The sequence below is a fragment of the Bifidobacterium coryneforme genome (assembly GCF_000737865.1).
Classification (GTDB): Bacteria; Actinomycetota; Actinomycetes; order Actinomycetales; family Bifidobacteriaceae; genus Bombiscardovia; species Bombiscardovia coryneformis.
Window position 1 is genome coordinate 1276613 of record NZ_CP007287.1, and the last position, 26562, is coordinate 1303174.

20 protein-coding genes and 1 pseudogene are annotated in these 26562 nt (G+C 61.4%); 1 reads left to right on the plus strand and 20 read right to left on the minus strand.

The window, feature by feature from the left end:
- Positions 1-63 precede the first annotated feature (63 nt).
- The 14 genes and pseudogenes from bcor_RS05060 to bcor_RS05125 all read right to left on the minus strand — a co-directional run bounded on the left by bcor_RS05060 (position 64) and on the right by bcor_RS05125 (position 17427).
- Positions 64-1311 carry an MFS transporter gene (locus bcor_RS05060; RefSeq protein WP_081830804.1) on the minus strand — a complete coding sequence of 416 codons (1248 nt, stop codon included), beginning with the start codon at positions 1309-1311 and terminating at the stop codon, positions 64-66.
- 134 nt (positions 1312-1445) lie between these two features.
- The gene (locus bcor_RS05065) at positions 1446-2144 is read right to left on the minus strand and encodes an HAD family hydrolase (protein ID WP_033497769.1); all 699 of its coding nucleotides are present in this window, start codon (positions 2142-2144) and stop codon (positions 1446-1448) included.
- A 200-nt stretch (positions 2145-2344) separates the two neighbouring features.
- Positions 2345-4441 carry a DNA primase gene (gene dnaG, locus bcor_RS05070; protein WP_033497768.1) on the minus strand — a complete coding sequence of 699 codons (2097 nt, stop codon included), beginning with the start codon at positions 4439-4441 and terminating at the stop codon, positions 2345-2347.
- A 76-nt stretch (positions 4442-4517) separates the two neighbouring features.
- Positions 4518-5796: pseudogene (locus tag bcor_RS05075) on the minus strand (deoxyguanosinetriphosphate triphosphohydrolase).
- A 228-nt stretch (positions 5797-6024) separates the two neighbouring features.
- Positions 6025-6483, minus strand: a complete 459-nt coding sequence (locus tag bcor_RS05080) for an Ohr family peroxiredoxin (protein WP_033497764.1) — start codon at positions 6481-6483, stop codon at positions 6025-6027.
- Positions 6484-6676: 193 nt separating this feature from the next.
- Positions 6677-8035, minus strand: a complete 1359-nt coding sequence (gene alr / locus bcor_RS05085; RefSeq protein WP_033497935.1) for an alanine racemase — start codon at positions 8033-8035, stop codon at positions 6677-6679.
- Between the two features lie 191 nt (positions 8036-8226).
- Positions 8227-8865 carry a hypothetical protein gene (locus tag bcor_RS05090; protein WP_052115177.1) on the minus strand — a complete coding sequence of 213 codons (639 nt, stop codon included), beginning with the start codon at positions 8863-8865 and terminating at the stop codon, positions 8227-8229.
- Between the two features lie 319 nt (positions 8866-9184).
- Positions 9185-9667 (minus strand): S-ribosylhomocysteine lyase, encoded by a 483-nt coding sequence (locus bcor_RS05095; protein WP_033497762.1) that lies wholly within the window; start codon positions 9665-9667, stop codon positions 9185-9187.
- Positions 9668-9781: 114 nt separating this feature from the next.
- Positions 9782-11827: a RecQ family ATP-dependent DNA helicase gene (locus bcor_RS05100; protein WP_033497761.1), complete on the minus strand. Its 2046-nt coding sequence runs from the start codon at positions 11825-11827 to the stop codon at positions 9782-9784.
- 143 nt (positions 11828-11970) lie between these two features.
- Positions 11971-12843 (minus strand): ATP-binding cassette domain-containing protein, encoded by an 873-nt coding sequence (locus bcor_RS05105; RefSeq protein ID WP_051875697.1) that lies wholly within the window; start codon positions 12841-12843, stop codon positions 11971-11973.
- Between the two features lie 19 nt (positions 12844-12862).
- Positions 12863-13720, minus strand: a complete 858-nt coding sequence (locus bcor_RS05110; protein ID WP_051875698.1) for an ABC transporter ATP-binding protein — start codon at positions 13718-13720, stop codon at positions 12863-12865.
- A complete protein-coding gene (locus bcor_RS05115) occupies positions 13704-14675 on the minus strand; it encodes an ABC transporter permease (protein ID WP_238548594.1) in 972 nt (323 codons plus the stop codon). The genes bcor_RS05110 and bcor_RS05115 overlap by 17 nt, the downstream gene beginning before the upstream one ends.
- Before the next feature lie 98 nt (positions 14676-14773).
- On the minus strand, positions 14774-15748 hold the full coding sequence (locus bcor_RS05120; protein WP_033497925.1) for an ABC transporter permease: 975 nt from the start codon (positions 15746-15748) through the stop codon (positions 14774-14776).
- 5 nt (positions 15749-15753) lie between these two features.
- On the minus strand, positions 15754-17427 hold the full coding sequence (locus tag bcor_RS05125) for an ABC transporter substrate-binding protein (RefSeq protein ID WP_033497758.1): 1674 nt from the start codon (positions 17425-17427) through the stop codon (positions 15754-15756).
- 202 nt (positions 17428-17629) lie between these two features.
- Between bcor_RS05125 and bcor_RS05130 the strand changes: the two genes are divergently transcribed.
- The gene (locus bcor_RS05130; protein ID WP_033497756.1) at positions 17630-18400 is read left to right on the plus strand and encodes a type III pantothenate kinase; all 771 of its coding nucleotides are present in this window, start codon (positions 17630-17632) and stop codon (positions 18398-18400) included.
- Here the strand turns inward: bcor_RS05130 and bcor_RS05135 are convergent.
- The 6 genes from bcor_RS05135 to bcor_RS05160 all read right to left on the minus strand — a co-directional run bounded on the left by bcor_RS05135 (position 18384) and on the right by bcor_RS05160 (position 26392).
- Positions 18384-20492: a beta-galactosidase gene (locus bcor_RS05135; RefSeq protein ID WP_033497754.1), complete on the minus strand. Its 2109-nt coding sequence runs from the start codon at positions 20490-20492 to the stop codon at positions 18384-18386. The genes bcor_RS05130 and bcor_RS05135 overlap by 17 nt on opposite strands.
- Positions 20493-20581: 89 nt before the next feature.
- Positions 20582-21328, minus strand: coding sequence for a pseudouridine synthase (locus tag bcor_RS05140; protein ID WP_051875810.1), 747 nt, complete (start codon positions 21326-21328; stop codon positions 20582-20584).
- Positions 21329-21395: 67 nt separating this feature from the next.
- Entirely contained in the window at positions 21396-23288 is a 1893-nt protein-coding gene (gene glmS / locus bcor_RS05145) for a glutamine--fructose-6-phosphate transaminase (isomerizing) (protein WP_033497752.1), read from the minus strand.
- Between the two features lie 155 nt (positions 23289-23443).
- Positions 23444-24256 carry an amino acid ABC transporter ATP-binding protein gene (locus bcor_RS05150; protein WP_051875811.1) on the minus strand — a complete coding sequence of 271 codons (813 nt, stop codon included), beginning with the start codon at positions 24254-24256 and terminating at the stop codon, positions 23444-23446.
- 56 nt (positions 24257-24312) lie between these two features.
- The gene (locus bcor_RS05155; RefSeq protein ID WP_033497750.1) at positions 24313-25278 is read right to left on the minus strand and encodes an amino acid ABC transporter permease; all 966 of its coding nucleotides are present in this window, start codon (positions 25276-25278) and stop codon (positions 24313-24315) included.
- Positions 25279-25447: 169 nt separating this feature from the next.
- Complete coding sequence (locus bcor_RS05160; RefSeq protein WP_033497748.1) at positions 25448-26392, minus strand: ABC transporter substrate-binding protein; 945 nt, start codon at positions 26390-26392, stop codon at positions 25448-25450.
- Positions 26393-26562: the final 170 nt, after the last annotated feature.

A 26562-nucleotide genomic window follows, 5' to 3' on the forward strand; every position in this document is an offset into this window, starting at 1 on the left:
CGTCGAACCGGACCCGTCCACGGTCATTCCGGGCACTCCGGTTTACTGCGTCCTTGAACCGACTCACCCTTTGATGAAGTGGGTCTCCATACGCCTCTGGAACCGCGTTGCCGCAAGGATGACCGCCGCCACCAGGGAAATCACGAGCATACCGGCGAAGCTGCCGGTCACCGGATTCAGATCCAAAAGTCCGGAAAGACCCTTGAAGGCCCAGGTAGACGTGGTGAATCCCAGACTGGTGGTGGCCGAGAAGATACCCATCACCAGCGGGTACCGCCTGGGAGAGGTCAGATTGGACAGAAGGAAGGGGCAGGTGGCCATGATGATGGCACTGCCCGACCCCACCAGGAAGGCGGACAGACAGACCAGGGGGAATGAGCGGGTGACCAGGAAGAGGATCGCACCCACGGACATCAGGGCAAAGGCGGCGGGAATCGTCCATTCGCGGAGCAGACGCCGGATCCCGTTGATGCTGAGACCTATCACGACGGACGACCCCGTATTGAACATCAATGCCAGACCTGCCGCACCGGTATCTCCCAGGCCGTAACGGGTTATGTAGACCGCCAGCTTGTTGTAAAGAACGGCCACCAAAAAGATGCTGAGGAATCCTATCAGTACGCAGGAGACGATACCCCACCAGTATTGCTGTCCAACTTCGGATGTGGGGGAATCCGAATGGTAGGTTTCCGTTTCGTCCTCCTCGACCGTGCCCACATTGGGAACCAGGAAGAAGACCATGATCAGGGCAGGCAGGGCAAGTAGATACAACCAGTAGTTATGGAGCCACCCGCCCTTGGCCAGGAAACCGCCCAGAGCAAGGATGAGCATGGATGAACCATCCTGGACAGCCAGAACCACCCCCATGAGTCCGGCCAGCCGATCCCCCCTGAAGAAGCGCGCCGAAAGGCTGGGAAGGATCGTCGTCGTGATGCCCACACCGAACCCAACCACCAGGGCGAAGACGAGAAGCTGGTTGACGTTGTCATGGATGAACAGGGGAAGCAACCCGCCTAGAGCGATGCAGAAACAGCTGATGCAACCGGCGGTCCTGAACCTCATCCAGGTCATGAGCTGACCAAAGAGGAGGGCGGAAACGATCGCGGCCGACGCCCCTACCGACACCACCGATTCCACCGTGGATGGGTCGGCGTGAGGGAAGGAGGCCTGGATGGCTGCGACCGAGGGCGAGATGACGGAATCGAACCGCGACATGACCGCCAAGGCCATGATTCCTGCAAGAATACCCAGATTCCGACGGGTAAACACCCTGCCCGACACGTCCCCCGACGTCCGTTTCCCCTCGCTCATCACCTTCTCCAATCTCAGCTTGCCCGAGACAGTCTACCCCAGGGCCAGAGCCGGTCCCAGGGCGATGCGGAAACAGTTGGTTGCAGAAGGTGATGGACCTGCAGATCCGTCCATCAGGCCTTGCTGTCACCCGGTCAGGGATGCAGCCCGGAACCCCTGCCTGCCACGAAGGCACCCAGATCGTTCGGGCCGAGGCCGACGTAGCTGTCAATGGAGGCGAATTGCGGGCCATCGACAAGTGGATTGGGGGTGACTCCGGTGAAGGCGATCGTTGTGACACCGGAAGCGACCGCCGAGCGAAGGCCCGTCGCCGAATCTTCGAAGGCGATGCAGGCGGACAGGCAATCGGCTTCTTTTATACCCACAAGTTTCGCCGCATGCAGATAAGGGGCCGGATCAGGTTTCTGGGCCAGCCCATCATCGCCACAGACGAAGTCCACAAATGCACCTCGGGGCGCCTGCTCAACCACCGCCCGGGCCATGCGCCGCGGTGATGTGGTGACCAGGACAGAGGGGACGCCGGATTGCGACAGGGCCTCCAAGAGGTCGAACACCCCACTGATCCAAGGCATGCGTTCCTGCTCCTTGCGGGCGACACCGTCGATGAGCATACCGGGGATATCCTCCTCGGGAACCTGTAGCCCATGCTCCCTGAGAAGGCGCGCAACCTGGGGAAGCGGTTTCCCTGACACCTGCCACCCCATCTCGTCGTTCCAGTACCCGCCATACTGCTGCGTCAGCTCTATCTCCACCTGGTGCCAGTAAGGCTCCGAATCAATGAGGGTACCGTCCATATCCCAGAAGACAGCCAGAGGGAGCCCATCCCCGTCCATCCTGCCAGAGCAGCGGGTACCGCCCCTTGGCGAATCGGAGATTTCACATGCTTCTACAGCCTCGCCGCCGGATATAGGCACTTCGCTCTGCCAGTCGTTTTCCATACTGACAGCTTATCGACAGGACTCACCACCACCCCGGACCCGGTCCGCTCCCTTTTTCAAGCAAGGATGCAAACCGGACCACTACCATTCCTCAGTCAGTTGACGTTGCCGAACACCTGGTTGCTGAGTTCCTTACGGAGGGTTTCATACTCGGTGATCTTGCCCAGAAGGTCGAACTTCTCCTGACCATCCGGAAGTCGGTTCATCTGGTGACGGGCGGCGGAAATCAACCGCATATAGGTGGCATCAAGAAGCCTGGCCAGAAGTTCCGAGGCGTATTGCCGCTCTTCTGCGGTGGCCTCTCTGAGCTGTATGGCCGCAGCGTTTGCGGCAGGCTCCGCTTCCTGACCGGCACCCGGACCACCGGCAGGACCGACGCGGCCCGATACCGGAGACTGCGCATCCTTGTCGGGAGCAGCCAAGGGCAGGGGCATGACCGCCAGCTCATTGATGGCGGACTCCAGCAAGGGCCCAGCCTCCTTGCTCAGATTGTGCATCCACAGACCCTGTGGGGTGTCTGCGGCTGGCAGCCCGCCTGCGGCTTCCACGGCCTGATAGAGGGTGCGGAAGATGGGAACCACGAAGCTGTCGACGCTCAGTTGGCTATACACATCACGATTGACGGCGCGAGGTATCTGAATCAACAGGCCCATGAACTGCTGCTCGCAGATAAAAACGGAATCGTCAATCCTGTAGTATCCCTGGTCGGCCGCATCCTTCTTCTCCAGCTCCCGGCGACGCGCAGACTCCTCATAGGGATTACGGTCGGACGGTTCCCTTCCGGCATTGCCGTACCGGGACTGCCTGATCGCATAGGCGCTCTGGTCGTGTATGCGCATACTCCGCCGAGCGGCACTGACCTCCTGTTGAAGCAGGTCCAGATCCACACCGATTCTGCGTGCAGCCTTCCGGGTATAGATGCCCACCAGCGACCGGTCCCTGATCTGGGCGATGATAGGCGCCACGGCCTTGACCGCCCCCATCTGCCCGGTCGTGTATTGGGTATCGAACATATCAACGGCCGAATCAATCACAAAATCATAGAGGGGCCTCGCCTCATCCACCAGGGACTTGACGGCCTGATCTCCATGCTGGATACGCAGATCACAGGGATCCAGGTTGTCCCGCGCCACAGCCACGAAGGTCTGGGTGAGGAAGCTGCCGTCAAGCCCGAAGGCGTGGAGGGCGGCCTTCTGCCCCGCTGCGTCCCCGTCAAAGGTGAAGACCACACGGGAGCCCCGGACGGGCCCCACCAGCTGAATCGCCCCCAGGGCATCGTCGGAAATGAGCCGGCGGACTATCTTGGCATGGTCCTCGCCAAAGGCCGTTCCGCAGGTGGCCACAGCAGTATCGACACCGGCAAGGTGGCAGGCCATGACATCGGTGTACCCCTCGACGATGACCACCTGGCGCTTCTTGACGATGGCATCCTTGGCCAGGTCGATACCGTAGAGAACCTGGTTCTTCCGGTAGAGCTGGGTATCGGGGGTGTTGATGTACTTGGCGCCGATGCTGTCGTCCTCGAAGAGCTTGCGGGCTCCGAACCCCAGAGTGCGGCCCGTCGAGTCACGAATGGGCCAGGTCACCCTGCCGCGGAAGTAGTCATAGATACCGCGCTGCCCCTGTCTGGCCAGTCCCGCATCCAGCATCTCCTGCTGAGTGAATCCCTTGGTGGAGAGGTGACGAACGAGGTTGTCCCAGCCGCGAGGAGCGTAGCCACACCCGAAATGGGTGCTGTCGGCCTGGGTGAAGGTTCGTCCTGCCAGGAGTTTGCGGGCGGCCAGGGCCTCCTTGGTCATGATCTGTGAGACGAAGAACCGCTGGGCCTCTTCGTTGGCCTCCAGCAGGCGGGCCCTCTTGGACCCCTTCCGTTGTTCCCTGCGGTCATTGTCGTAGTGAAGCTCGATGTGGTACTTGTCCGCCAGGATTTCAACCGCATCACCGAACTCTACGTTCTCTTCCCGCTCGACGTAGGTGAAGACATCCCCACCCAAGCCGCAACCGAAGCAATGCCAGACCCCCATGGAGGGTCGGACCGAAAAGGAGGGGGACTTCTCATCGTGGAAGGGGCACAGACCCACGTATGTTCCCGAACCCGAGGGCTTCAAGGTCACGCTCTCGGATACGATTTCATACAGGTCGGCCTTGGCCCGCACCTTCTCGATGTCGTCTTTCTTGATCAGTCCTGGCATATACTCCAGCCTAGCCGTGGCGCGGGAACTGATTCGATCAGACAGGGAAACAGTAGGGGTCCCTGGCCTGTCGAACCTATTGGCAGATGATGGAATGGAGCGACAGGGCCGAACCATCGGTCAGCGAGGCCACCTGATCGACAGCCACGCGGAGACGTTCATAGTCGGATCCAGCCTTCAACCCAGTCCTCCAGGAAGACCGTTTCCAGCGCATCCGAGGGGTTGGGAGAATCAGCCATCATCACCTCCACCAAGTCGGTGATGATTTTCAGTTGTTCTTCATGGAAGGGCTCGTGTTCCCTGGGTTCCATGGCGAAGTAGACGGCGATCCCCTTCAGCGCCACGATTTCGTAGGATGTTCCCTCAGGGATGACTACAGTGGCCGAATATCGCGTAAGAGGGCCTTGCCCATATTCCTGGCGGGTGGCGGCCTCAACGGACCCCGCAAACCGTCCTATCAGGGCACTGGTCATGTTCTTGAGCTGGGCCAGGGACCGACGCGAACCGTTGAAATGCAGGGGAAGCATGGATTTCATTCTCCCCAAGGCCTGCACAAGCAAATCCGCATCCCAGCGCTCACCGTACCAGGACCGAGCAGCAGCGACCACCCCATCCATGACCCTCGGGTCGGCCAGGGCAAGTGGATCGAATGAGCCCATGACGATGGCATCCTCCACATCATGCACGCTGTAGGCGATGTCGTCGGACAGATCCATGACCTGGCATTCCATCGGTGTCGTATTGACGGGCGCGTCCCGCTTGAGCCAGGCAAAGACCTCCTCATCATCGGGATAGACACAGTACTTGGCAGACCGCTCCCCCTTGGGATGCTTGGCCGCGTCGGCCAAGGTCCAGGGATACTTGACGGCGGCATCCAGGGCCGCCCTGGTCAGGTTGACACCGGCACTGCGGCCATCAGGATGAAAGACCTTGGGTTCCAGTCTGGTCAAGAGTCGCATGGTCTGGGCGTTTCCCTCGAATCCCCCGATGGAGGAGGCGATGGAGGAAAGCGCCCGCTCCCCGTTGTGCCCAAAGGGCGGGTGACCCAAATCGTGCGCCAGGCAGGCACAATCGACCACATCGGGGTCGCAACCCAGCATGGTGCCGATTTGGCGCCCTATCTGGGCGACCTCCAGAGTATGGGTCAGACGGGTCCTGACGAAATCATCGGTTCCCGCCACCAGAATCTGGGTTTTGGCTCCAAGGCGGCGCAGGGCGGAGGAATGGACCAGCCTGGCACGATCACGCTCGAAGGCTGTACGGGAGTTGGATTTTGGAGGCTCCGGAGCCCAGCGCTCCTCATCGAAGGCCGTGTAGCCCTCATCACTGAGGCGCTGCCTTCCACTGATTGCCATCTGGGTGGGCCTCCTTCCGAACCAAAACAACCGTCAATCTTTTGCGAGCCGGCAGAAACATCACCTGCCCAATCCCCTACCGATGTTCCAATTGTCCCCCATCCGGTACGGGAACCACAACTCCAGAACCAGATGGCGCTCCCTTGGCGAGGGCTACCTGCCGAAAGGCGGGGCCGCCGTCCATTACTGGGTACTTTGAAACTTGGGGGTCTTGATCAGTCCCAGAATTCAGTCCAGCGAATCAACGACCACCAGTTCAGTGGGAACATTGCCCGCTGTGGCCTTGGAATAGGGGCAGAGTTCCTGGGTCCTGTCAACCAGGCGCTGGGCCGTCTCCTTGTCAATGCCGGGCAGGGCCACCTCGATTCTGGCCTTGATGCCGAAGGATTCACCCTCGTCACCCAGGGAGATATGGACCCTGACCTTGCTCTGGGCCAGCTTGGTGGCCGCCACCCTCAGTTCCTTGCCGGCCAGTCCCATGGCGCCCTGGAAGCACGCACCCCACCCTATGGCAAATAGCTGCTCGGGGTTGGTTCCGTTTTCCTGGCCTCCCATGGCCTTGGGAGTGTCCAGGTCCAGGGTGAGATCAGGGTTGTGACTGACCGCATGCCCATTACGGCCTCCGGTGATGTCGGCAACCGCTGTGTACGAAATGCTGCTTGGTTCCTTACCTGCATATGTGCTCATGTCCTCATCTCATCACGCAGACGGGAGCTTGGCAAGGATATCAGGGAACGATTCTCCCGTCCGGGTAAGGAGTGTGGGACATCTCACCAAATCAGGATGGCTCAGCAACAATCGATCCGCCCCGGACACCACCGGCTGGTCATCTTTCCCAGGTGGGAGATTCGAGCCGGATCATCAGGCATGACGGTAAGCCTCAGAGGACGGTGTCCGGGTCCAAGAGGTGCATATCCTCAGGGCGGATGACTTCGGAGGCATGCAGATAGAGTCGGGGTATCCGGTTGCGCAGACAGGTGAAGATCTCATAACTGATGGTCCCCGCCGCCCTGGCCCAGTCGTCGGCAGTGGGCTCACAGAAGGGCTCACCCCTCCCGGGTCCGAACAGGACCACCGTGTCACCCTCCTCAACCCCCAGGGTCGAGGCTTTTCCCTCCAGGTCCAGCACGCACTGGTCCATGCAGACCCGACCCGAGACGCGCACAAGACGTGGCCCCTGCTTGGTCATCAGTCGAACCGGACCACCTTGGTGGGTGGTTCCGGTGGAACCCTCGACATCGAATCCTGATGCGGATCGGTGAATGCCATCCGCGTACCCCAGGGGCAGGATGGCCGTGGAGGTATCGGAGCTGGTCAAATAGGTGCGACCGTAGGAGACCCCGTGCCCGGCCTCCAGATCCTTGACCGTACTCAGCTGAGCCTGGAGGGTCATGGCGGGCTTGAGACCATAGTCAGCGGACCTGCCCATGGATGGGTCAGGCTCGTACCCATACATACCGATACCAGGGCGGGTCAGTTCGTAGTGGATATCGGGACGGCTCAGGGTTGCGGCGGTATTGGCCAGATGACGAATCATCGGCCTCATTCCAGCCGCGGTCAGGCGACGGACGAACTCCTCGAAGAAGGCGATCTGAGCATCGGTCGAGGCAACGAACTCAGGGACGTCCGGCATATCGGCCACTGCCAAGTGGCTGAAGAGCCCGACGACGTCGAGGACACCCTCGGCAGCCAGGGGGCCCAGCTCTTCCAGGGCCGAGTCGAAGGTTTGCGGCGTGAACCCATTACGGCCGAAGCCTGTATCGACTTTCACATGTATCCTGGCCGGCATGCCGACCCGCCTGGCCGCCTCCTCCACCCGATCGATGATGTGCAGGGAACCGACAGCCAGATCGATGTCGGCGCGAATGAGGTCATCCAGGGGGGCCTTGTCGACGTTGTACATCCAGGTCAGTATCCGGCACCTGTCCGGACCGATACCCGCCCTCCGAAGATGAAGGGCCTCACGGGGCTGGGCGGTTCCGAGCCATGTGGCACCTCCCGCGAGCGCGGCCAAGGCGGCCGGTATCAGACCGTGACCGTAAGCATCGGCCTTGACCACACCCATGACCTGCGCACCGGACCCGGACTCCCCGACCCTGCTGACCAGCTCCCCCATGTTGGCCTTGAGGGTTGCAAGGTCGACGATGACCTGGCCGGGATAAGCCTCCAGGGCCTTCTCGTAGTTATCTCGGCCGGCATCCGAAGAGAAGTCCCAGGACGGTGCTGCATTCAAACTCATGGGACCATTGTGCGACAGGCCTGAGTCAAAACGTGCCGGCATGGTCCATACCCTGACCATACCGGCACTTGCCGTCCCGTGGACCACAGACCCTCCGGGAGAGGAGGGGGGACCGTGATTCTCTTGCTTTACACCGTCCACGACTTCCGCTTATCGGGGCATGAACGGCACATCATCCTTGCTGCCTTCGTTTATACGGAAAGCAGTTGCCTGGCTGTGTCCTTCGGACCACAGGCGGTGCCGTCCGTAACGTCATGGCGCTGATACGCAAGCCTCACCTGGTCGATATCCTTGTTCTGCGGCATGACGATGTTTCCGCACTTGGTGAATCCGTGGGTCTCAAGGATGTGCTGCATGGCATAGTTCTTCATTCCGGTATCAGCACGAACGTTCTCGAAATGGCGCATACTCCAGCTCAGCAGGTCGTGGGCTGCATGACGTCCCAGACCGGAGGAGGCCACCCGGTGGATGGTGGTGTAGGGCTGGTCATCCAACCACTCCCCGTCGATGACCCTGTAGTCAGGATCCTCGTCATGGAAGATGGCGAAGACACCGATGATGCGCTCGTGCTCGCCGCGATGCTCGTCCAGCTCAGGTTCCGGGTAGTTCGGATCCTCGGGAGGGTCGGCCAGGGCCGCCGCGTCATCCACCAGGAGGAGGGTGTGCCCTCCCTCGATGTCCGCCTGGATACGTTCGGGCAACGGATACTTGTCGCCCCACTGGCGTGGGTTGCCTGTTTCGGCCATCTTTTTGCGGGCATAGGCATAGACCGACATGATGGCATCGAAGTCATCCATGGTGGCATGGCGAATCCAACGAGCCGTTTCCATTTCGTACCTGCGCACTCTTGGCACCTCTTTCCTAACCTGAGAGGCAGGGGTTTCCAGGCCCCTGCGCTTTGCCGATGTACGAGTGTAACCAATGGCACGTCGCGGGAAAACCACTACGCATTGAGCGAATCGGGGAATAGTCCGGCTCATTCCGTGTTCCAATGTCCTGCGGAAAGACCTGGAATGACCGGCATTCAGAACAAGCCCGCAACCGCATACTCCGGCTTAGCGCAGTGCGAAGAGGCATACCCCATATCTGTCATCAGCCATAAAAAAAACCGGGACCGTCGATGGTCCCGGAATCAAATCACTGTCGAAGTCAGACCAGCTTGCGATCGTAGGGGTCGGAGCTGATACCGGCGTCCACGATGTCACGGCTCCACTGCTTGGCGGAGAAGAGGGAATGGTCACGGTAGTTGCCGCAGGAGGTGATTTCCGTGCCGGGCACATCATCCCAGGTGGCTTTCTCCGCGATGAACTCCAGGGACTCCTTCAGCGCCTTGGCGACTTCCTCGGTGGAATGACGACCCCAGGCCAGGAGATGGAATCCAGTGCGGCAACCGAACGGTGAGCAGTCGATGTAGCCGGGAATCCGTTCACGCAACAGCACGGCGATGGTGTGCTCGATGGTGTGGAGGCCTCCGGTCGGTATGGCGTTCTCGTTGGGCTGGACCAGGCGCAGGTCATAGTTGGAGATAATGTCGCCCTTGGGGCCCTCCTCCTCGTCAATCAGACGGACATAGGGGGCCTTGACCTTGGTGTGGTCAAGTTCGAAGCTCTCGACTACAGGCTTGTCGTCCATATTCGTTTCCTTTCCTGCCAGCCGCCCCCAAATGGAAGGCGAGTCTGATGAAATCGTATACGTTTCATGGTAGGCCGACCGGTCTATCTGCCTCTTCGTCCATCTCTGCGTCTCTTAACCCTCAACCCCGCCTTCGGTGGAGAAATCGGCGATGGCCTTCATGAACCGGGTACCATACTGCTCCAGCTTGTGCTGCCCCACACCGTTGACCGCCAGGAAGGCCGCATCATCGGTGGGACGGAGCCGGCACATATCTCGCAAGGCCTTGTCGGAGAAGACGATGTAGGGAGGTTTCCCTATTTCCCTGGCTATGACGGTTCGCAGATCGCGCAACTTCTGGAAGAGTTCTTCATCAGCGGGGCTGACATCGCCGACCCCGGCCTGGTCGAGGCCGTCCTCCCCCATCATCGAGGAGGGGGCATCGCCCAAGGAGGAGCCGGCGCCGTGGACCCTGCCGGTATCCTGGTCGTCCACGGCAACAGCCACTCCCCTCCGCTCCGTCCGCTTGATTTCATAGTGGAAGTGGGGAGCGACCGTCTGCGCGGCCTTGGGGCCGAAGTGGACCATGGGCAACCGGCCTTCGGTGATATTCAGGTACCCGTCCGAGGCCATCTGGTTGAGCACATCGCGGATTCGCGCCTCCGGAACTGAGGAAAGGGCCCCGTAGCTGGGGCATCGATCAAGTCCACGCCGAAGGAGGTCCTGCGACCGCGACCCCCGCAGTATCTGGGTGATCTTCCCCGATCCGAACCCCTGGTTGACATCATGCACACACCTGCTGATGGCGCGGGCCACGTCGCTGACATCGATGGTCTCGAAGGTGCTCAGACAGTTGGAGCAATTACGGCAACCATCCTGGCCTGACCCTTCTTCACCCTCCTCGCTCCCCGCTCCGGAGCGTCCGACCTGGGCGGATTCCCCCTTGTCGGCGGCGGCAGGCGACGGACCGGCGGCGGCCTGTGCCATCTCCTCACCGAAGTACCGCAGCATGTACTGGTGCAGGCAGCCGGTGGTCCGGCAGTATCCGATCATGACATTGAGCAGACGCCGGTGCTCGGCCCGGACCGCTTCGGCCTGGTCACCGGTCAGGCGGTCATTCCCGCTGTCCATGTCGAGCAGCCGCCTGCGCGTGACTATGTCACTCTCATTCCAGAGCAGGGAGCATCTGGCGGGCTCCCCATCGCGTCCGGCCCTGCCCGCCTCCTGGTAGTAAGCCTCGATGCTCTCCGGCATATTGTGGTGTATCACATATCGCACATTGGACTTGTCAATGCCCATACCGAAGGCGTTGGTGGCTACAACCACCTGCACCTTGTCGTTGACGAAGTCCCGTTGCGCTCGCTCCCTGTCCTGGGCATCCATGCCTGCGTGGTAGCTGACGGCACTAATGCCGACCTTGGTCAGGTCATCGGCCAGGGCTTCGGTCTCCTTACGGGTGGCGCAGTAGACGATGCCCGATTCGTCCTGGTGCTTCCGGGCGTACCGGGCAACCCAACTGTTCTTGTGTTTGGTCTCCAGCTTGATCACATCAAAGAAGAGGTTGGGACGATCGAACCCCGTCACCGCCACATAAGGGTCGTTCAGGCCCAGCATGTATACGATGTCGCGACGCACCTTCTCGGTGGCCGTGGCGGTGAAGGCCGCAACCGTCGGCCTCTGCGGAAGGGACCTGATGAAGTCGCCGATACCCAGGTAGGAGGGACGGAAGTCCTGTCCCCACTGGGATACACAGTGGGCCTCGTCCACAGCCAGTAGGGATATCCTCACACGCTGGGCGAAGTCCCTGAACCTGGGGGCGTCCAACCGTTCGGGGGCCACATACAGGATCTTGCTCCGCCCCTGTGCCGCCCGGGCCAGAGCGAGGGCCTGCTCATCCATATCCTGGGTGGAGTTGACGAATGAAGCCTGAATGCCGGCATCCTCCAGCCCATCCACCTGATCCTTCATCAGGGAGACCAGGGGCGATATGACGATGGTCAAACCATCCAGCAGGGTGGCTGGAATCTGATAACAGATGGACTTGCCGGCCCCGGTCGGCATAACACCCAGGCAGTCCTGCCCACCCAGGATGGCCTTGACCAGGTCCCCCTGACCCGGCCTGAAGGACTCATACCCGAAATATCGCTTCAGCGCCCGTCCTGCATCCTCTATGTCCACCATGATTCTCCAGTCTATTGCCTCGCCGGGAGTGACGCAGTGGGCGAAATGACCATGTGGTCAACCTCCATCGGGACGGATCCCTGAGCGGCTGCCCGCCAGCGTCCCGCCAACTCACGTATGGACGGAATCTCGGGCGGAGACAATCACATGGTCGCCGCAGCAACGAGCTGCCGGGTATAGGACTCTCCGGGATGGGCAAGTATGGCCTCCACAGGCCCCTCCTCCACAACCACTCCCCGACTGAGCACCATGACCCTGTCCGCTATGTGCTGGACCACGCCCAGGTCGTGGGAGATGATAATCATCGCCATCGCGTCGGATGAACCGGACTGCTGCCTGGACTCGGCCATGACCGATTGGAGCGTGTGAAGAATCCCCACCCTGGCCGAAACATCAATGGCGCTCATCGGTTCATCGGCCAGAAGGATTCGCGGCTTCGCGATCAAGGCTCTAGCCACGGCAGCCCTCTGGGCCTGTCCACCGGAAAGGTCCGCCGGGTAGGCGGCCATGACCCGGGCCGGATCGAGCCGCACCCGGGACAGGACATCGGCAACCTCATCGACGACGTTCTCTTCGACACGACGGCGACCCCAGCCGGGCCCACCATCCCTCCTTTCCGCAGCCAGAAGGGGTTCCGCAACCGAGCGGCCGATGGTCCACCGGGGATCAAGGGAGGTGAAGGGGTTCTGGAAGACGAGGGCGGAGTCCCGGGCGAGGGACCTGGCGGACGACGACCCATCCTGGACGGGCACCCCCCGGTATGTCACCTGTCCCGCATCCGGCCTCAACTGGCCCAGAAGAAGGCGGGAGAGGGTGGTCTTGCCCGAACCTGACTCACCGATGACCGCCAGACACTCCCCGGGGGAGAGGGAGACATCGATTCCCGACACCGCGGCCTTCCCGACCTTCCCATGACCGACCGAGGGATATGTCTTGGTCAGCCCGCTCCCAACCAGAATCGGATCAGGAGTGGAGGAGACAGAGGGCGAAGACCTGACAACCTCGGAATCTGCCATACCTGACAAGCCCGCTCTTTCATGCCTGTCCACGGCTGTCTCCTTCCCCGACCGGGACCACAGCGATACCTGGCCCGGGTTCGGGCTTATCGCCGAGTCCGCTCTCACCCGTACCGAGAGTCAGCTCTTTGGCCGCCTGCACCAGGGCCATGCCCTGATGGCTGGAGGGGTTGCACAGGACACTTCGGGTTTCTCCCTCTTCGACCACACGACCGGCATCCAGGATGTAGCAGTAATCGGCAACCCTGGTCAGGACGGAGAAGTCATGGGTGATGAAGAGGAGGGAGGCCCCGCTCCTCTCGGCCAGGGAGACCAGGAGGTCCACAATCTGCCGCTGGGTGATGGCATCCAGGGCCGTGGTCGGCTCGTCAGCCAGAATCAGTCGCGGTCTGGTGACCAGGGCCGTGGCGATGGCCACACGCTGCTGCTGACCACCGGACAGCTCATGCGGATACGAGCCGGCCAACGATTCATCCAACCCGACCTCAGTCAGCACCTCCGCGACCCGCCTGCGTCGTTCCCCTGCATTCAGACGGTAGTGACGACGAAGGGGGAGCTCGATTTGAGTGCCGACCGGCCTGACCGGGTTCAGGGCCGTCGATGGGTTCTGGAAGACCATCCCCACTCGTGATCCACGCATGTCCGCTAGTGAGAGATCATCCGAACCCACAACCTGGAATCCGTCTACCAGGATGGAACCCGACAAGGATGCCGTCAGGGGCGCGGTCCCCAGGATGCTCCGGGCAATCATCGATTTCCCTGAACCCGAGGAGCCGATCAGTCCCACCCGCTGCCCGTCCGCCACCTTGAGATCCACCCCGTCAAGGATGGAATGCCCGTTGATGGACATGGTGAGACCTTCAATCTTCAGCGACATCACAGCCTCCTTGGGAGGAGTGGTCGGCACGCCCGTCATGGACGGCCGGCCTGGGGGTCGAGTCGGCATGGACGTAGCCTTCAGGGGCCTCCCAACTCCTGGACCGGTGGAGGGGCCGGTTGGCGGAGGCCACGGCAGCCCTGAGGCCGGGGTTGGTGACCGGATCGATGGCGTCACGCAGGGCATCACCGAAGAGATTCAGAGCCACCACGACCATGGTGACCACCAGCCCGGGCCAGACCACGGTCAGGGGGAAGATGTCGATGAACCTGACCGACGTAGACAGCGAGTGCCCCCAAGATGGCAGACCCGATGGAACGCCCACACCAAGATAGGTCAGACCCGACTCGGCCAGGACAGATGTCCCCGCCGACATGGAGAGCTGAACGCAGAGAACCGGGACAATATTGGGCACCAGATGGGTGAAGAATATCCTGACAGACCCCACCCCGCTGTGCCTGGCGGATTGCACATAATCCGATCCTGCCACCAGAAGGGCCTGCGGTCGCACGATTCGAGCCAGATTGAGTCCGTAGCCGATTCCGCAGGCCACAATGACGACAGCCATACTGGGCCCCAGGGGGACCGCCAGAATCAAGGCCAGGAGGACCGTGGGCAGGGAAATCAAGGCATCCACCAGGACCACGACCGCCTGGGAAAACCCCGAATGGCGTGAAACCATGGCCATGACCAGGCCAAGCCCCAGCACACCCGACAGGAGAACCGACAGGAGGCTGATGACCAGGTTGGTCGCCGACCCCGCCATCAACCAGGAGAGGATGTCGGCCCCGGTGCCATCCGTGCCAAGGAGATGGGCACTATTTGGGGTCTGCCAGATTCGGTAGCCGTCAGTGGCCCAGACAGGGACCGGTGTCCAGAATCGGGAAATCAAGGAAACAAGAGCCCAGATTACCAGGACAATCAGGGAATACCGCCCCGAGGCCTTCTTCCACATAGTGCCCAGAACAACCCGGGTCCGTCCGGAAAAGCCCAGATGACCGGGAAAGACGGAGGTCCTTCCACAGTGTCCCTTGCCTGCATATTCCGCCTTCATCAGGCATCCACCTCCTGCCTGACCGCGCCTCGCAGCCGCGGATCAATCAATCTATGGGCAACATCCACCAGCAATCCCAGAAACAGGAAAAAGACCGCCAGGAGGAAGAGCTCCGACTGGACGGCCGGAAGATCACGATTCCCGACATCGGTGACCAACATGGAACCCAGCCCCGGCAGGGCGAACAGGTTCTCGCTGACCATGACCCCGGTAATCATCTCGGCCATGGTCAGCCCCACAACGGAAACCAGCTGCGGCGAAGCCACCCGCAGACCGATACGGAGGGCGGCCTGGGTCCGTGTCATCCCACAGGCCATACCCATGTCCACATATCCGGAGGAGAGCATGTCACCCAGGAGGGAGCGCGTGTATCGCATAATGCCGGCACCCACGATGATGCCCGTTGACAGGGCAGGAAGGATGAGGGATTCCAGGGCCCGTCCCGGCTGGCCCCAACCCTGGATGGGGAAGCCCTGGGATGGAAGGAGACCGACCAGACCGCCCCCCTTGGAGAAGAGCATGGTGAGAAGCAGGCCGGACCAGAGGGCCGGAACGGCTCCCCCTACGATGGCGACCATATGGCTGATGGACCTCATCCTCGGACTCCGTGCCAAGGCCGAGGCACAACCCAGGGGAATACCCAGCGCAAGGGCGACGACCAGACCGCACAGGATGAGCGGAAAAGTGACCTGGGCCCGCTCCCCTACCTGGGCGGCGACCGGACGACCAGTCAGAAGGGACCGCCCAAGGTCCCCATGAATCAGCCCGTTCGCCCAATCCAGGTATTGCCTGGGATAGGAATAATCCAGCCCCATCTGTTGCCTCAGCATCTCCACCCGCTCGGGAGGGGCATTCAGCCCGGCCATCACGGATGCCACATCGCCCGGCAGGATACGTAGCGCGGCGAACACCAGGATGGAGATGAACACCAGCGCCAGGGCAAAAAGGGCCAGGCGCCTGACCAGGAATCGCATCATGATCAATCCCTCCGATAGGTCAGGTCCGAGAGGGGCAGGAGGGACTGGTTCAGATTGACCGGGAACCCCTTAAGACCCTGATGCCAGGCTGTGGTGATCCGGTAGTTGAAGAGCCAGTCGGCCGCAGCATCCTCGCTGACCTTGCGCGCAGCCTGGGTCAGAAGTTCTTGCGAACGTTCCTGCGAGACCGTATCCATGGCCTGGTCGTAGAGCCGGCGCACTTCGGGCGAATCGTAGTTGTAGTAATAGGTCGGCGTGGCCCATTGATAGAAATCGTGACTCTCACCGTGGTCGACCAGGGAGAGATCGTAGTTCTTGTTGGCATGGACATCCTGGAGCCAGACCGAGAACTCCACCACCCTGACGTCCAGCTCGATGCCGACGACCTTGAGCTGCGAGCGCAGCTGATCTCCCAGCTCGGTTCCGTAGGTATTGGCATACGTCAACCGCAATCGCAGAGGATGCCCCGGCCCGTAACCGGCCTCGCCCAGCAACTGGCGGGCCTTGTCGGGGTCATGGGGGAAAAGGCCTGTCAGATCCTCATATCCCGGGTCCAGGGAGGGGATCGGCCCTCCCATGGCCTTGTCGACACCGCCACGGGAGGCAATCAGCTGCTCATGGTCGATGGCATACCGGATGGCCTGACGGACCCTGATATCGGAGGTCGCCTCCCCCTTGCCGTTCATGGCCAGGACGAACTTGTCCGTGTCCTCCCCCGTCCGAACTTGGAAGGAAGGGTCTGACCGGAAGGAGCCGGCCAGATTGGCGGTGATGGGTGCCAGAGCCTGCACATCCCCGCTTCGCAGGGCGTTGACGGCGGCATTGTCATCGGTCAGATACCGTATCCGGATGGTCCTGGTCTTGGGTTTCCTGTCCCCCCAGTAGTGGGGGTCTGCCTTGAGAAGGACCGAGTCGTTGGGGCGGAAGGTCTCGATCAGATAGGGACCTGATCCCTGGGCTGCGGTCTTCATGTCATAGGTGGCCTGGCGGTCGAAGACCAATCCCGCCCGTCCGCTCAACTCCCAGAGCAGGTATTGGTATGGCCGGGTCAGCCGCAGTCTGACCGTTGTGGCATCGACCCGCTCGATGGACCTGTAGTTCTTGAGCATTTCGCTGCCCTGGTAGTGGTGGTTCATGAGCTCCTGCAGGGACCAGACCACGTCATCCGCATCAAGGGTGTGGCCATTTGAAAAGTGCATCCCCTTGTGCAGGTGGAAGACGTACTCCAGCCCGTCCTCGGAGATGTCCCAGTCCTTGGCCAGACCGGGAATCACCTTGTTGTTCGAGTCCCGGGCGACCAGGCCTTCATAGACGTTCCCAATCAGGAGCTGGTCCAGGGCGGTCCCCGATTGGTTGCGGATGTCCAGGTTGCCGGGCGCCAGCTTCAAACCGATGCTGATCGAATCGGCCAGGCCCCCCTTGGTCCGGTCCATGCGCCCCCCGCTATGACCGGTCCAGAGCGAGACCATCAGGGCCAGCGCCAGGACCAGGCTGAGCAGTTTCCAGGGCAGAGGATTGCCGTAGGACGACATGGGCCGGTACGCCTCGTTCAGGGTCGGATCGGTGCTTGGGCCCGGACGACTCTCGGCACCCGTCCCCCGACTTAGCGGGTCATGGTTTTTATCTGCTTCGGTCGCGCTGCCAGGAGCATGCACGCCGGGTTCATCTGGTCTCATACCTGTGTTCCTTGCGAATTCCGGTTGACCGCCATACTGGTCGATCACCACTGACCAGCATAGCCCCGAAACCCGGCGGGAACAGGATTGCGGCGACATGACCGCACCGTCCCCCTATGATGGAATCGGAACCAGGGGATGAAGCCGTCCAAGAGGTCGGCACCCGTTCAGGGAATCCAACCGAGTGGCAAGGGAGACGAGCATGCTGGTGGCCGTGGATATTGGCAACACGAACATCGAGGTCGGATTCATGGAGGGGGGCCAGGTCAGGGACTCCTACCGCCTGACCACCCATACGGATCATACGGCCGACGAGTTCGGACTCATGCTCACCCAGTACCTGGCCATGGCCGGATACCGGCCGGAGGATGTGGACGATGCCGTGATTTCCTCGGTCGCACCGGACGTCATGCACCCCCTCAAGGCCTGCCTGGTCAAGTTCTTCGGCATTGAGCCCCTGGTGGTCGGCCCCGGAGTCAGGACGGGCATGAACATCCGCCTGGACGACCCCCGCTCCCTGGGTGCGGACTGCCTGGCCGATTGCGTCGGTGCCTATCGGGTCTATGGCGGACCTGTCCTGGTGGTGGATTTCGGCACGGCCACCACCTTCAATTACGTCGACGCCAAGGGGACGATCAGATCAGGGCTGATTACCGTAGGGATACGTTCCGGGGCCAGGGCACTCTTCGAGAAGACCGCACAGCTGCCCCAGGTCGAGATAACCCGCCCGGATACCATCCTGGCAACAGGTACCAGGACGGCCATGCAGGCGGGTCTCTACTACAACTTCCTCGGCGGCCTGGAGCGTATCATCACCCAGTTCAAGACCGAAATCAGTCAGGATTTCCAAGTGGTCGCCACCGGAGGCATGGGTCGCAGCTTCTCACAGGACACTGACCTGATCGACGTCTACGACCCCGAACTCATTTTCAAGGGCATGGCCTATATCCACGACCTCAATGCCGACGGGTGACCACCTTTTCGACCAGGACGCCGTTCACATCCAGGGTGGCCGTCTTCGCGTCCGCATCCTCCCAGGCCAGGGATGCCGCTAGGACGCTCCCCTCCTGGTCGACCTGGACCTGGTGATGGGAGCGGTTGAAAAGGAAGACGAACCGGTTGCGTCCGTCCTCGCTGACCCGCTCCACCCGCAGGACATCACCGCGGGCCTCATCGGCCTCCTGCAGACCCTCCACCTTCAGGGCCTTCAGAAGTTCAGGCAGGGTCTTCTTCAGACCTTCACGCCCCAGCCTGCACCCAAGATAGGCCGCCTTCCCCTGCTTCCAATCATGCAGGGTTAGGGCCGGGATGCCATCCATACCCGTCCATGAATCCGCCTGGTACCGGGCCAGGACACGGGTGTCATCGGATATGGAGGCGATGACGTCGGCCCAGTCATGAGCCACCGTTCCGTTGGTCAGGTCAAGGTGGTCCATGCCGCCTTCGACGTGCTGATCCATGGGGGCGAACTCTTCGATTTTGATACCCAGCAGATCCCGGATGGACCCGGGGTATCCACCCAGCCATATGCGGTCATGGGCGTCGCTTATGCCGCTGAGATAGGTGACGATGACCTTTCCGCCCTTGGCTACGTAGTCATGCAGCCTCTCCGAGTTCTCCCTGCTGAGCAGGTAGAGGGAGGGCAGCACGACCAGCGGGTAGGTATCCCAGTCGGAACGAACCGGCACCACGTCCGCCCTGATGCCCAAGTCCAGAAGGGCGCGGTACCAATCCAGCGGCTCGGTGCCATGACTGACGTTCTTGCTGGGAACGGACGAGTGCTTGCTGGCCCACTCACTCTCATAGTCGAGGACCACGGCCACCGGGGACTTGTCGAGCACGGTTCCGGCAAGCCCGGCATCGGAGAAGCCGACCAGATCGCTGCCAAGCTCACAGACGTCGCGGAAGACCTGTGAGTCCTCGCCGGCGTGGGGCACCATGGCCGAGTGGAATTTCTCCGCCCCGGATTGGGACTGGCGCCACTGGAAGTAGCAGATGGCATCCGCCCCCAGGGAGAGGTGGGCGAGGGCATCCCTGACAAGCTGCCCCGGCTCCTTGCGGAAGTTGATAGGCCGCCAGTTGACCGCCGAGGTGGAGTGCTCCATGAGCCACCAGGGTTTGCGCCTGGCAATGGAGTCGACCAGACCGGAGGAGTAGGTCAGCTCGTCCAGGTGGGATTCACCCGGCATGAAGTAGTGGTCGTTGGAGACGAAGTCCACCTGGGGTCCCCAGTCGTCATAATCCATGATGAATCCCTCGGAGCTGACCATGAAGTTGGTGGTCAGGGGGATGTCCGGGGTGATCTTGGCCAGGGTGTCGCGCTCGGCCATGAAGAACTCCTTGAGGGCGTCTGAGCTGAACCGCTCGAAGTCCAGGAGCCGACCCGGGTTCTGGAAGTTCCCCTCACCGATGTACCGGGGCGGGAGTATCTGCGAAAAGTCGTTGAGCCGCTGTGCCCAGAAGGAGGTGCCCCAGGCCTCGTTGATCGCGTCGATGGTGCCGTAACGATGCTTGCACCAACGCTGGAAGGCGCGCATGGCATCATCCGAATAATCGAAACGATTGTGGCAACCATACTCATTGCCCACGTGCCAGGCCACCACATAGGGGTTGTCCTTGTAATGCTCGGCCATGGCCTTGCAGAGCTTCAGGGCATATGTGCGGAATACGGGCGACGTGGGCCGCCAGTGCTGACGTGCCCCGGGCCAGACCGTATCGCCGCGCTCGTCCTTCCAGAGAATCTCCGGGTGTGACTGGGTCAGCCAGGCGGGCGGGGAGGCCGTGGCGGATGCCAGGTTGACCCCGATACCGGCCTTCCCCAGCTTGGCGATGATCCTATCAAGCCAATCGAAGTCGAACACGCCCTCGGAGGGTTCTATCCGCGACCAGGAAAAGACCGCCAGAGCCACCACATTGACCCCGGCCTGGTTCATAAGGCGGATATCCTCATCCCAGACCTCCTCAGGCCATTGGTCCGGGTTGTAGTCACAGCCATACCACAGTTTGGATGCTTGCTTTTTGAGATGGCTGGGCCACCGGTAGGGACGACGTTCGGGTTTGCTCATGGAATGAAACCTCCTGGATGCTCTTCATCGCTGCACTGTCCGGGCTCCTGATAACCATCCCACGACCCCATCCTCAGGGTTTGGCATGGTCACGACCTTGTATCGGATGCCACCCGTTCATTATGACCTGAGTTTGAGACGAAGCCGAGCGGTACGCTGGAGAAGAACAAACGCTCATGACCTGAGTAAGGATCGACAAAAGCCAGGGAGCGCGCAACCAGCTGAAGAGGGTTGCTGAAGTCGTCGTAAGGGCGCTCCAGGACGCGGGGATACAGGTCGTCACCGACGATGGGAAGTCCCAGGGAGTTCATATGAACCCTCAGCTGGTGGGTCTTTCCCGTTCGCGGATGGAGGGTATAGGCACCCACCAGTCCGGATGATGACCGGAACACCGGCCCCTTGTCAGCGGCCGACTCGATACGGGTCTCGGCATTGACCCTGCCGGGCACCTCGAAGGCTTGGAGCCGACCACGATCCTTGACGATGTGCGACCGGCGCAGGAGGGGAAAGGGACGGGGCCGGTTCAGACCGGTCACGGTTCCGGTCACCGGCCGGCGGACCGGACGGACCGGGGCAAGGCACTCATAGGTCTTCCTGACGCGGTGCTCCTGGAACAGCATCTGATAGGCCCCTCGGGCCGCAGGGTCCCGGACGAAGACCAGGACCCCGGCCGTTGCCCGGTCCAGGCGGTGGGCCGGAGTGATACTGTTCTCGCCGCTCATCTCCCTGAGTCTGATGAGAGCCGTGCTCCTGTACCACATCCCCCGTGGGGTGGTGGCCAGGAAGTGCGGCTTGTCGACAGCGATGATTCTGGAATCCTCATAGAGGATAGGCATGTCGAAGGGAATATCCGGTTCGTCCAGAACCCACCGATGGGGCCGCTCGGGCACCGGATGACCTCCCTTACTCGACGGTGACGGACTTGGCCAGGTTCCTGGGCTTGTCCACGTCCAGACCCTTGAGTTGGGCCATGTCCAGTGCAAAGAGCTGGAGGGGGACCACATCGACCAAGGGGCTCATCAGGGTCGGGCACTGGGGCCTGCGGAAGACCACATCCGCATACCGTCCGGCATCCTCGTCACCCTCCTCGGCCACGGCGATGGTAAAGGCGCCACGCGCCTTGACCTCCTCGATGGCCGAAATGACCTTGCTGTGGAGGACATCCCGCCCGCGCGGACTGGGAACAATCACCACGACCGGCTCCCCCGGCTCGACAAGGGCGATGGGGCCATGCTTCAATTCCCCGGCCGCGAATCCCTCGGTGAAGGTGTAGGCGATCTCCTTGAGTTTCAGGGCACCCTCCATGGCCACCGGGTAGCCCACATGACGACCCAGGAAGAGGAAGGAACGGGCATCGATCATCCGCGCAGCCGTCTCCTGCACCTTCTCCGACTGGGTGTCGAGGACCCACTGGATCTTGGAGGGCATGGCCTTGAGGCTGTCGATGGTCTGATGGATCTCGTCGCGGTACATGGTCCCTTTGACCTGGGCCAGGTAGAGACCCAGGAGGTAGGCAGCGACGATCTGGGCCAGGAAGGCCTTGGTGGAGGCCACGGCCACCTCGGGCCCGGCATGGGTATAGAGCACGGCATCGGATTCCCGGGGAATCGTGGACCCCTGGGTGTTGCAGATGGCCAGGACCCTCGACCCTTGCTCCCGGGCGTGCCGCAGTGCCATCAGGGTGTCCATGGTCTCTCCGGACTGGGAGATGGCCACGACCAGGGTTCGTGACGTCAGAATCGGGTCCCGGTAGCGGAACTCATGGGCCAGCTCCACCTCCACCGGTATCCGAACCCAATGCTCGATGGCGTACTTGGCCACCAGTCCGGCATAGGAGGCCGTGCCGCAGGCCACCACGATGATCTTGTCTATCTGGCGGAAGACGTCGGCATCGATGTGAACCTCGTCCAGGTCCAGGTGCCCCTTGTCGTCATACCGTCCAAGGAGGGTGTCGGACACGGAGGCCGGATCCTCATGGATCTCCTTGTCCATGTACGACTCCCAGCCACCCTTATCGGCAGCCGAGGCATCCCAGTCGACCGTATAACGGCGAGGTTCGGGGACGGGCTCCCCCATGAAATCGGTGACGATGACCGAATCGGCGCTGATGCAGACCGCCTGGTCCTGGCCCAGCTCCAGGGCCTCCTTGGTGTAGGCGACAAAGGCGGCCACGTCGGAACCCAGGAAGTTCTCCCCGTCTCCCAGGCCCACAACCAGCGGAGAGTCGTGCCGGACCCCGACAACCAGGTCGGGTTGCCGACTGTCGACGACCAGGATGGTGAAGGCTCCCTTGAGCATCCGGGCCACACGACGGGTGGCCTTGAAGATGTCCGGAACCCCCTCGGTATCGATGATCTCCTGGGCGGCCTTGCCGATGAGCTTGGCGGCCACCTCGGTGTCGGTGGCGGAGACGAACGTGTACCCTTCGGTCTGCAGGTCCAGACGAAGCTGCGAGGCGTTTTCGATGATCCCGTTATGGATGATGGCGACCTTGCCGTCCCGGCTCTGGTGGGGGTGGGCATTCAGGTCGGTCGGTTCACCGTTGGTGGCCCAGCGGGTGTGACCGATACCCACGGTCGCGTCAGGCAAAGGGGATTTCTCGATATCCGCAAGGAGGTTCTTCAACCGCCCGGCCTTCTTGCGCACCTTGACCTTTTCCATACCGGGGGCCGCCAGGGCCACACCGGTGGAGTCGTATCCACGGTATTCAAGGCGCCCAAGGCCATTCAGACAGACTTCAAGCGGCCTTCCGCAGGCCGCATGAACCGATCCGGCATATCCAACGATTCCGCACATGGTCCACTAGTCTAGCCAGGTGCCTGGGCGGCCCCGCCGTCAAAGGGTCTTCTTGCCTGAATTTCTACAAGCCCCACCAGGTCAAAGGCATCGAAATAAGAACCAGCCCGGAACCGCGCATGGAACGACCAAACCGCTTAGCGGTCCCCTCTTCCTTACAGAACGGTATCGAGGAAGCTCCGGAAGCGATCCGTGGCAGGGTGGTCGATGATCTTCGGCCCGCCCTGCTCAACCACCACTCCCTCGTCCATGAACACGATCTGATCGGCCACCTCACGGGCGAAGCCCATTTCATGAGTGACCACAACCATGGTCATCCCCTCGCCGGCGACCTGGCGCATGACGCCCAGGACCTCCCCGACAAGCTCGGGATCCAGGGCACTGGTTGGTTCATCGAAGAGCATGATGTCAGGGTGCATGGCCAGGGCCCTTGCAATGGCCACCCTCTGCTGCTGACCGCCTGACAGTTGGGCGGGATAGTAGTCCATGCGGTCACCCAGACCGACCCGGTCCAGCTGGACCTCGGCCTCCTCACGCGCCTTGGCCTTGGAAACCCCTCCGACATGGACGGGAGCCTCCATGACGTTGCCCAGGGCTGTCATATGGGGGAAGAGGTTGAACCGTTGGAACACCATGCCAATCCTGGCCCGTTGGCGGGCGATGGCCTTATCGTCCAGAGTCTGCAGGACCGGGCCATGTGACGACTCCACCTGCCTGTATCCGGTGAGCTCCCCATTGACGTAGATTTCACCGGCGGTCCTGGTCTCCAGCTGATTGATCATCCTCAGAAGGGTGGACTTGCCCGACCCCGAAGGGCCCAGGATGGCGGTCACCGTGCCCGGCATGACCTCCAGGCTGATTCCCTTGAGCACGTGAAGGTCACCGAAGGCCTTGTGCACGTCCCTGATGATGATGGCCGGCTTTGAAGAGTCCGGCTGCTTCCGATCCTCGCTTTGATCCGTTTTCACGACCGGTCCTTCCGTTTCCTCTGGGTCTTTCCTCATACCCGGCTCCGCTCCCCTGCTCATGCGTTCAACCCCGCCATCAGGACCTGGTTGATCTTGTCAACATCCTGACCGTCTTCACTGCCGTCGGTCCCCTTGGGGGACTTGCTGGCCAGAGGCCGTGAATCGAATCCCTTGCCATAGTGCTTTTCAAGCTGGGCCTGGACGACCATAAGCACCGACGTGATGACCAGGTACCAGATGCTGGCCACAATCAGGAGGGGGATGGTCTTGTAGATGCGGTTGGCGATGGCATTGGTGGCGAACTGGAGCTCCAGGGTGAAGGGGACGGCCAGGGCCAGAGAGGTTGTTTTGAGCATGCCTATGGTCTCGTTCCCAGTGGGCGGCACGATGATGCGCATGGCCTGGGGAAGGACGATTCGACGCATGATCATCGAGGGGGGCATGCCCAGGGCTTTGGCAGCCTCGCTCTGCCCGGGGTCAACTGCCTCGATGCCGGCACGGACAATCTCGGAAAGGTAGGCGGCCTCGTTGAGTCCCAGACCCAGAATCGTGGCCACGGTTGCGTTCAACACAGTCTTGGTGTCTATGCTCCAGAATTCGGGTCCGAAAGGTATCCCGATGGCCAGCTTGGGAATCAGAACGGAAAGAAGGCCCCAGAAAACCAGCTGGGTGTATACGGGCGTGCCCCGGAAGAACCAAATGAAGAACCAGCTGACCCAGCGCAGGACCGGATTGGACGATTTGCGCATGACAGCCAGGATGATGGCCAGAACCGTGGCCAGAACCATGGCGTAGATGGTCAGAAGGAGGGTCCACTTGATACCGTCCAGAACGTGCTCATTGAAGAGGTACTTCCAGACCGTGGGCCAGTCGAACTTGGGGTTGGTCACCATGCCATGAATCAGCATGGCAACGAAGATGGCCACGATGACGGCAGCCACGATCGGTCCCGGCTTGCGCACAGGCCGGGCCTGTATCCGGTCGGGAATCCGAACCGATTCCGTCCTCTTCTTGGTTTGCATCGTGCGCTTCCTTCCGAACGGCTGGCATGATTAAGGTCCAGCCTACTGCTGTGGAGGGGGCGGGCATCGCCCGCTTCTCACCATTGAAGGTCCGGCAGCGGGGTGCGTGAACCCATTGCCGGACCATGTGTGTATACAGGGTCAGTTGTTGACGACCCCCGCGACCTTCTCAGTCGGAGACTGCGGGGTTGGTTTCAGCCTTCTCGACGGCACCGCTCTGGACCCCCCAGTTCTTGAGGATCTTGGCGTAGGTGCCGTCATCGATCAGCTTCTGCATGGCCGCCTGGGTGGCCTCGGCCATACCGCTGTCCTTCTTCAGGGCCGCACCCTGCAGGACGATATCGGTATCCTTGCCCAGCTTCTCCAGCTGTCCACCGGTCTGCTTGATGGCGTACCCCGTCACCTGGGAGTCTGCGTAGAACACGTCGATCTTGCCGTTGACCACCGCAGTGGCGGCATCGGTCTGCTGCTTGTACGACTGCACATCCACAGGCTTCTTGCCCTTGGCCTTGCAGTCGGCGGATATCGTGTCGGTGGCCTGCTGCTCTTCTATGGTGCCGGTCTGCACACCGACCTTGGCGCCGCAGATATCTTTCGGATCAATCTTGGAGGGGTTGCCCTTCTTGACGGCGAAGGCCATGCCCGCCTTGAAGGTGGAAACAAAGTCGACCGACTGCATCCGCTCCTTGGTGATGGTGAAGCTGGAGATGCCGGCATCATACTTGCTGCCGATGGCGGGGATGATGGTATCGAAGGAGGCGCTGACCATTTCGCCTTCGAGCCCCATGACCTTGGCGATGGCCTTCGACAGGTCCACGTCGTAGCCGATAGGGGTCTTCCCGTCCTCATCCATGAACTCTCCGGGCGCATACGTGGTCTCCATGCCCACGGTCAGCTTCCCGTCCTTGGCCACCGACTCGGGCACCATGGCGGCGATTGCCGGGTCCTTCTGTATGCCGCTGACATCGAAGGCTGCTGGGTGGGAGCTTGTTTCGGTATTCCCTCCCTGGCTGGTCTTGTCGGCCTCATCCGTCGTTCCGCAGGCTCCGACCGATGCCAGAAGGGCCACGCTCAGTGCGGCTGCAGCCGCTGCTTTCATCTTCGCCATCATCATTCAGCTCCCTCTCCGAAGACAGCCACCTGACAGCTGTCTCCACATCCGTCCTTACTTAGCATGCACCATTATGCACTTTTTTGCATTTTTATGCACTTCGATACAGTGAGATGACCGCACTCTTCCTTCTCTTCCCTTCCCACATTTTCCGCACAGTTTCAGTATTTATC

Coding starts and splice junctions, on each gene's coding strand:
- bcor_RS05060 (WP_081830804.1), bottom strand. CDS start 1,311: ATGAGCGAGGGGAAACGGACGTCGGGGGACGTGTCGGGCAGGGTGTTT.
- bcor_RS05065 (WP_033497769.1), bottom strand. CDS start 2,144: ATGGACGGGGATGGGCTCCCTCTGGCTGTCTTCTGGGATATGGACGGT.
- dnaG (WP_033497768.1), bottom strand. CDS start 4,441: ATGCCAGGACTGATCAAGAAAGACGACATCGAGAAGGTGCGGGCCAAG.
- bcor_RS05080 (WP_033497764.1), bottom strand. CDS start 6,483: ATGAGCACATATGCAGGTAAGGAACCAAGCAGCATTTCGTACACAGCG.
- alr (WP_033497935.1), bottom strand. CDS start 8,035: ATGAGTTTGAATGCAGCACCGTCCTGGGACTTCTCTTCGGATGCCGGC.
- bcor_RS05090 (WP_052115177.1), bottom strand. CDS start 8,865: ATGGAAACGGCTCGTTGGATTCGCCATGCCACCATGGATGACTTCGAT.
- bcor_RS05095 (WP_033497762.1), bottom strand. CDS start 9,667: ATGGACGACAAGCCTGTAGTCGAGAGCTTCGAACTTGACCACACCAAG.
- bcor_RS05100 (WP_033497761.1), bottom strand. CDS start 11,827: ATGGTGGACATAGAGGATGCAGGACGGGCGCTGAAGCGATATTTCGGG.
- bcor_RS05105 (WP_051875697.1), bottom strand. CDS start 12,843: ATGGCAGATTCCGAGGTTGTCAGGTCTTCGCCCTCTGTCTCCTCCACT.
- bcor_RS05110 (WP_051875698.1), bottom strand. CDS start 13,720: ATGTCGCTGAAGATTGAAGGTCTCACCATGTCCATCAACGGGCATTCC.
- bcor_RS05115 (WP_238548594.1), bottom strand. CDS start 14,675: ATGTGGAAGAAGGCCTCGGGGCGGTATTCCCTGATTGTCCTGGTAATC.
- bcor_RS05120 (WP_033497925.1), bottom strand. CDS start 15,748: ATGCGATTCCTGGTCAGGCGCCTGGCCCTTTTTGCCCTGGCGCTGGTG.
- bcor_RS05125 (WP_033497758.1), bottom strand. CDS start 17,427: ATGAGACCAGATGAACCCGGCGTGCATGCTCCTGGCAGCGCGACCGAA.
- bcor_RS05130 (WP_033497756.1), top strand. CDS start 17,630: ATGCTGGTGGCCGTGGATATTGGCAACACGAACATCGAGGTCGGATTC.
- bcor_RS05135 (WP_033497754.1), bottom strand. CDS start 20,492: ATGAGCAAACCCGAACGTCGTCCCTACCGGTGGCCCAGCCATCTCAAA.
- bcor_RS05140 (WP_051875810.1), bottom strand. CDS start 21,328: ATGCCTATCCTCTATGAGGATTCCAGAATCATCGCTGTCGACAAGCCG.
- glmS (WP_033497752.1), bottom strand. CDS start 23,288: ATGTGCGGAATCGTTGGATATGCCGGATCGGTTCATGCGGCCTGCGGA.
- bcor_RS05155 (WP_033497750.1), bottom strand. CDS start 25,278: ATGCAAACCAAGAAGAGGACGGAATCGGTTCGGATTCCCGACCGGATA.
- bcor_RS05160 (WP_033497748.1), bottom strand. CDS start 26,392: ATGATGATGGCGAAGATGAAAGCAGCGGCTGCAGCCGCACTGAGCGTG.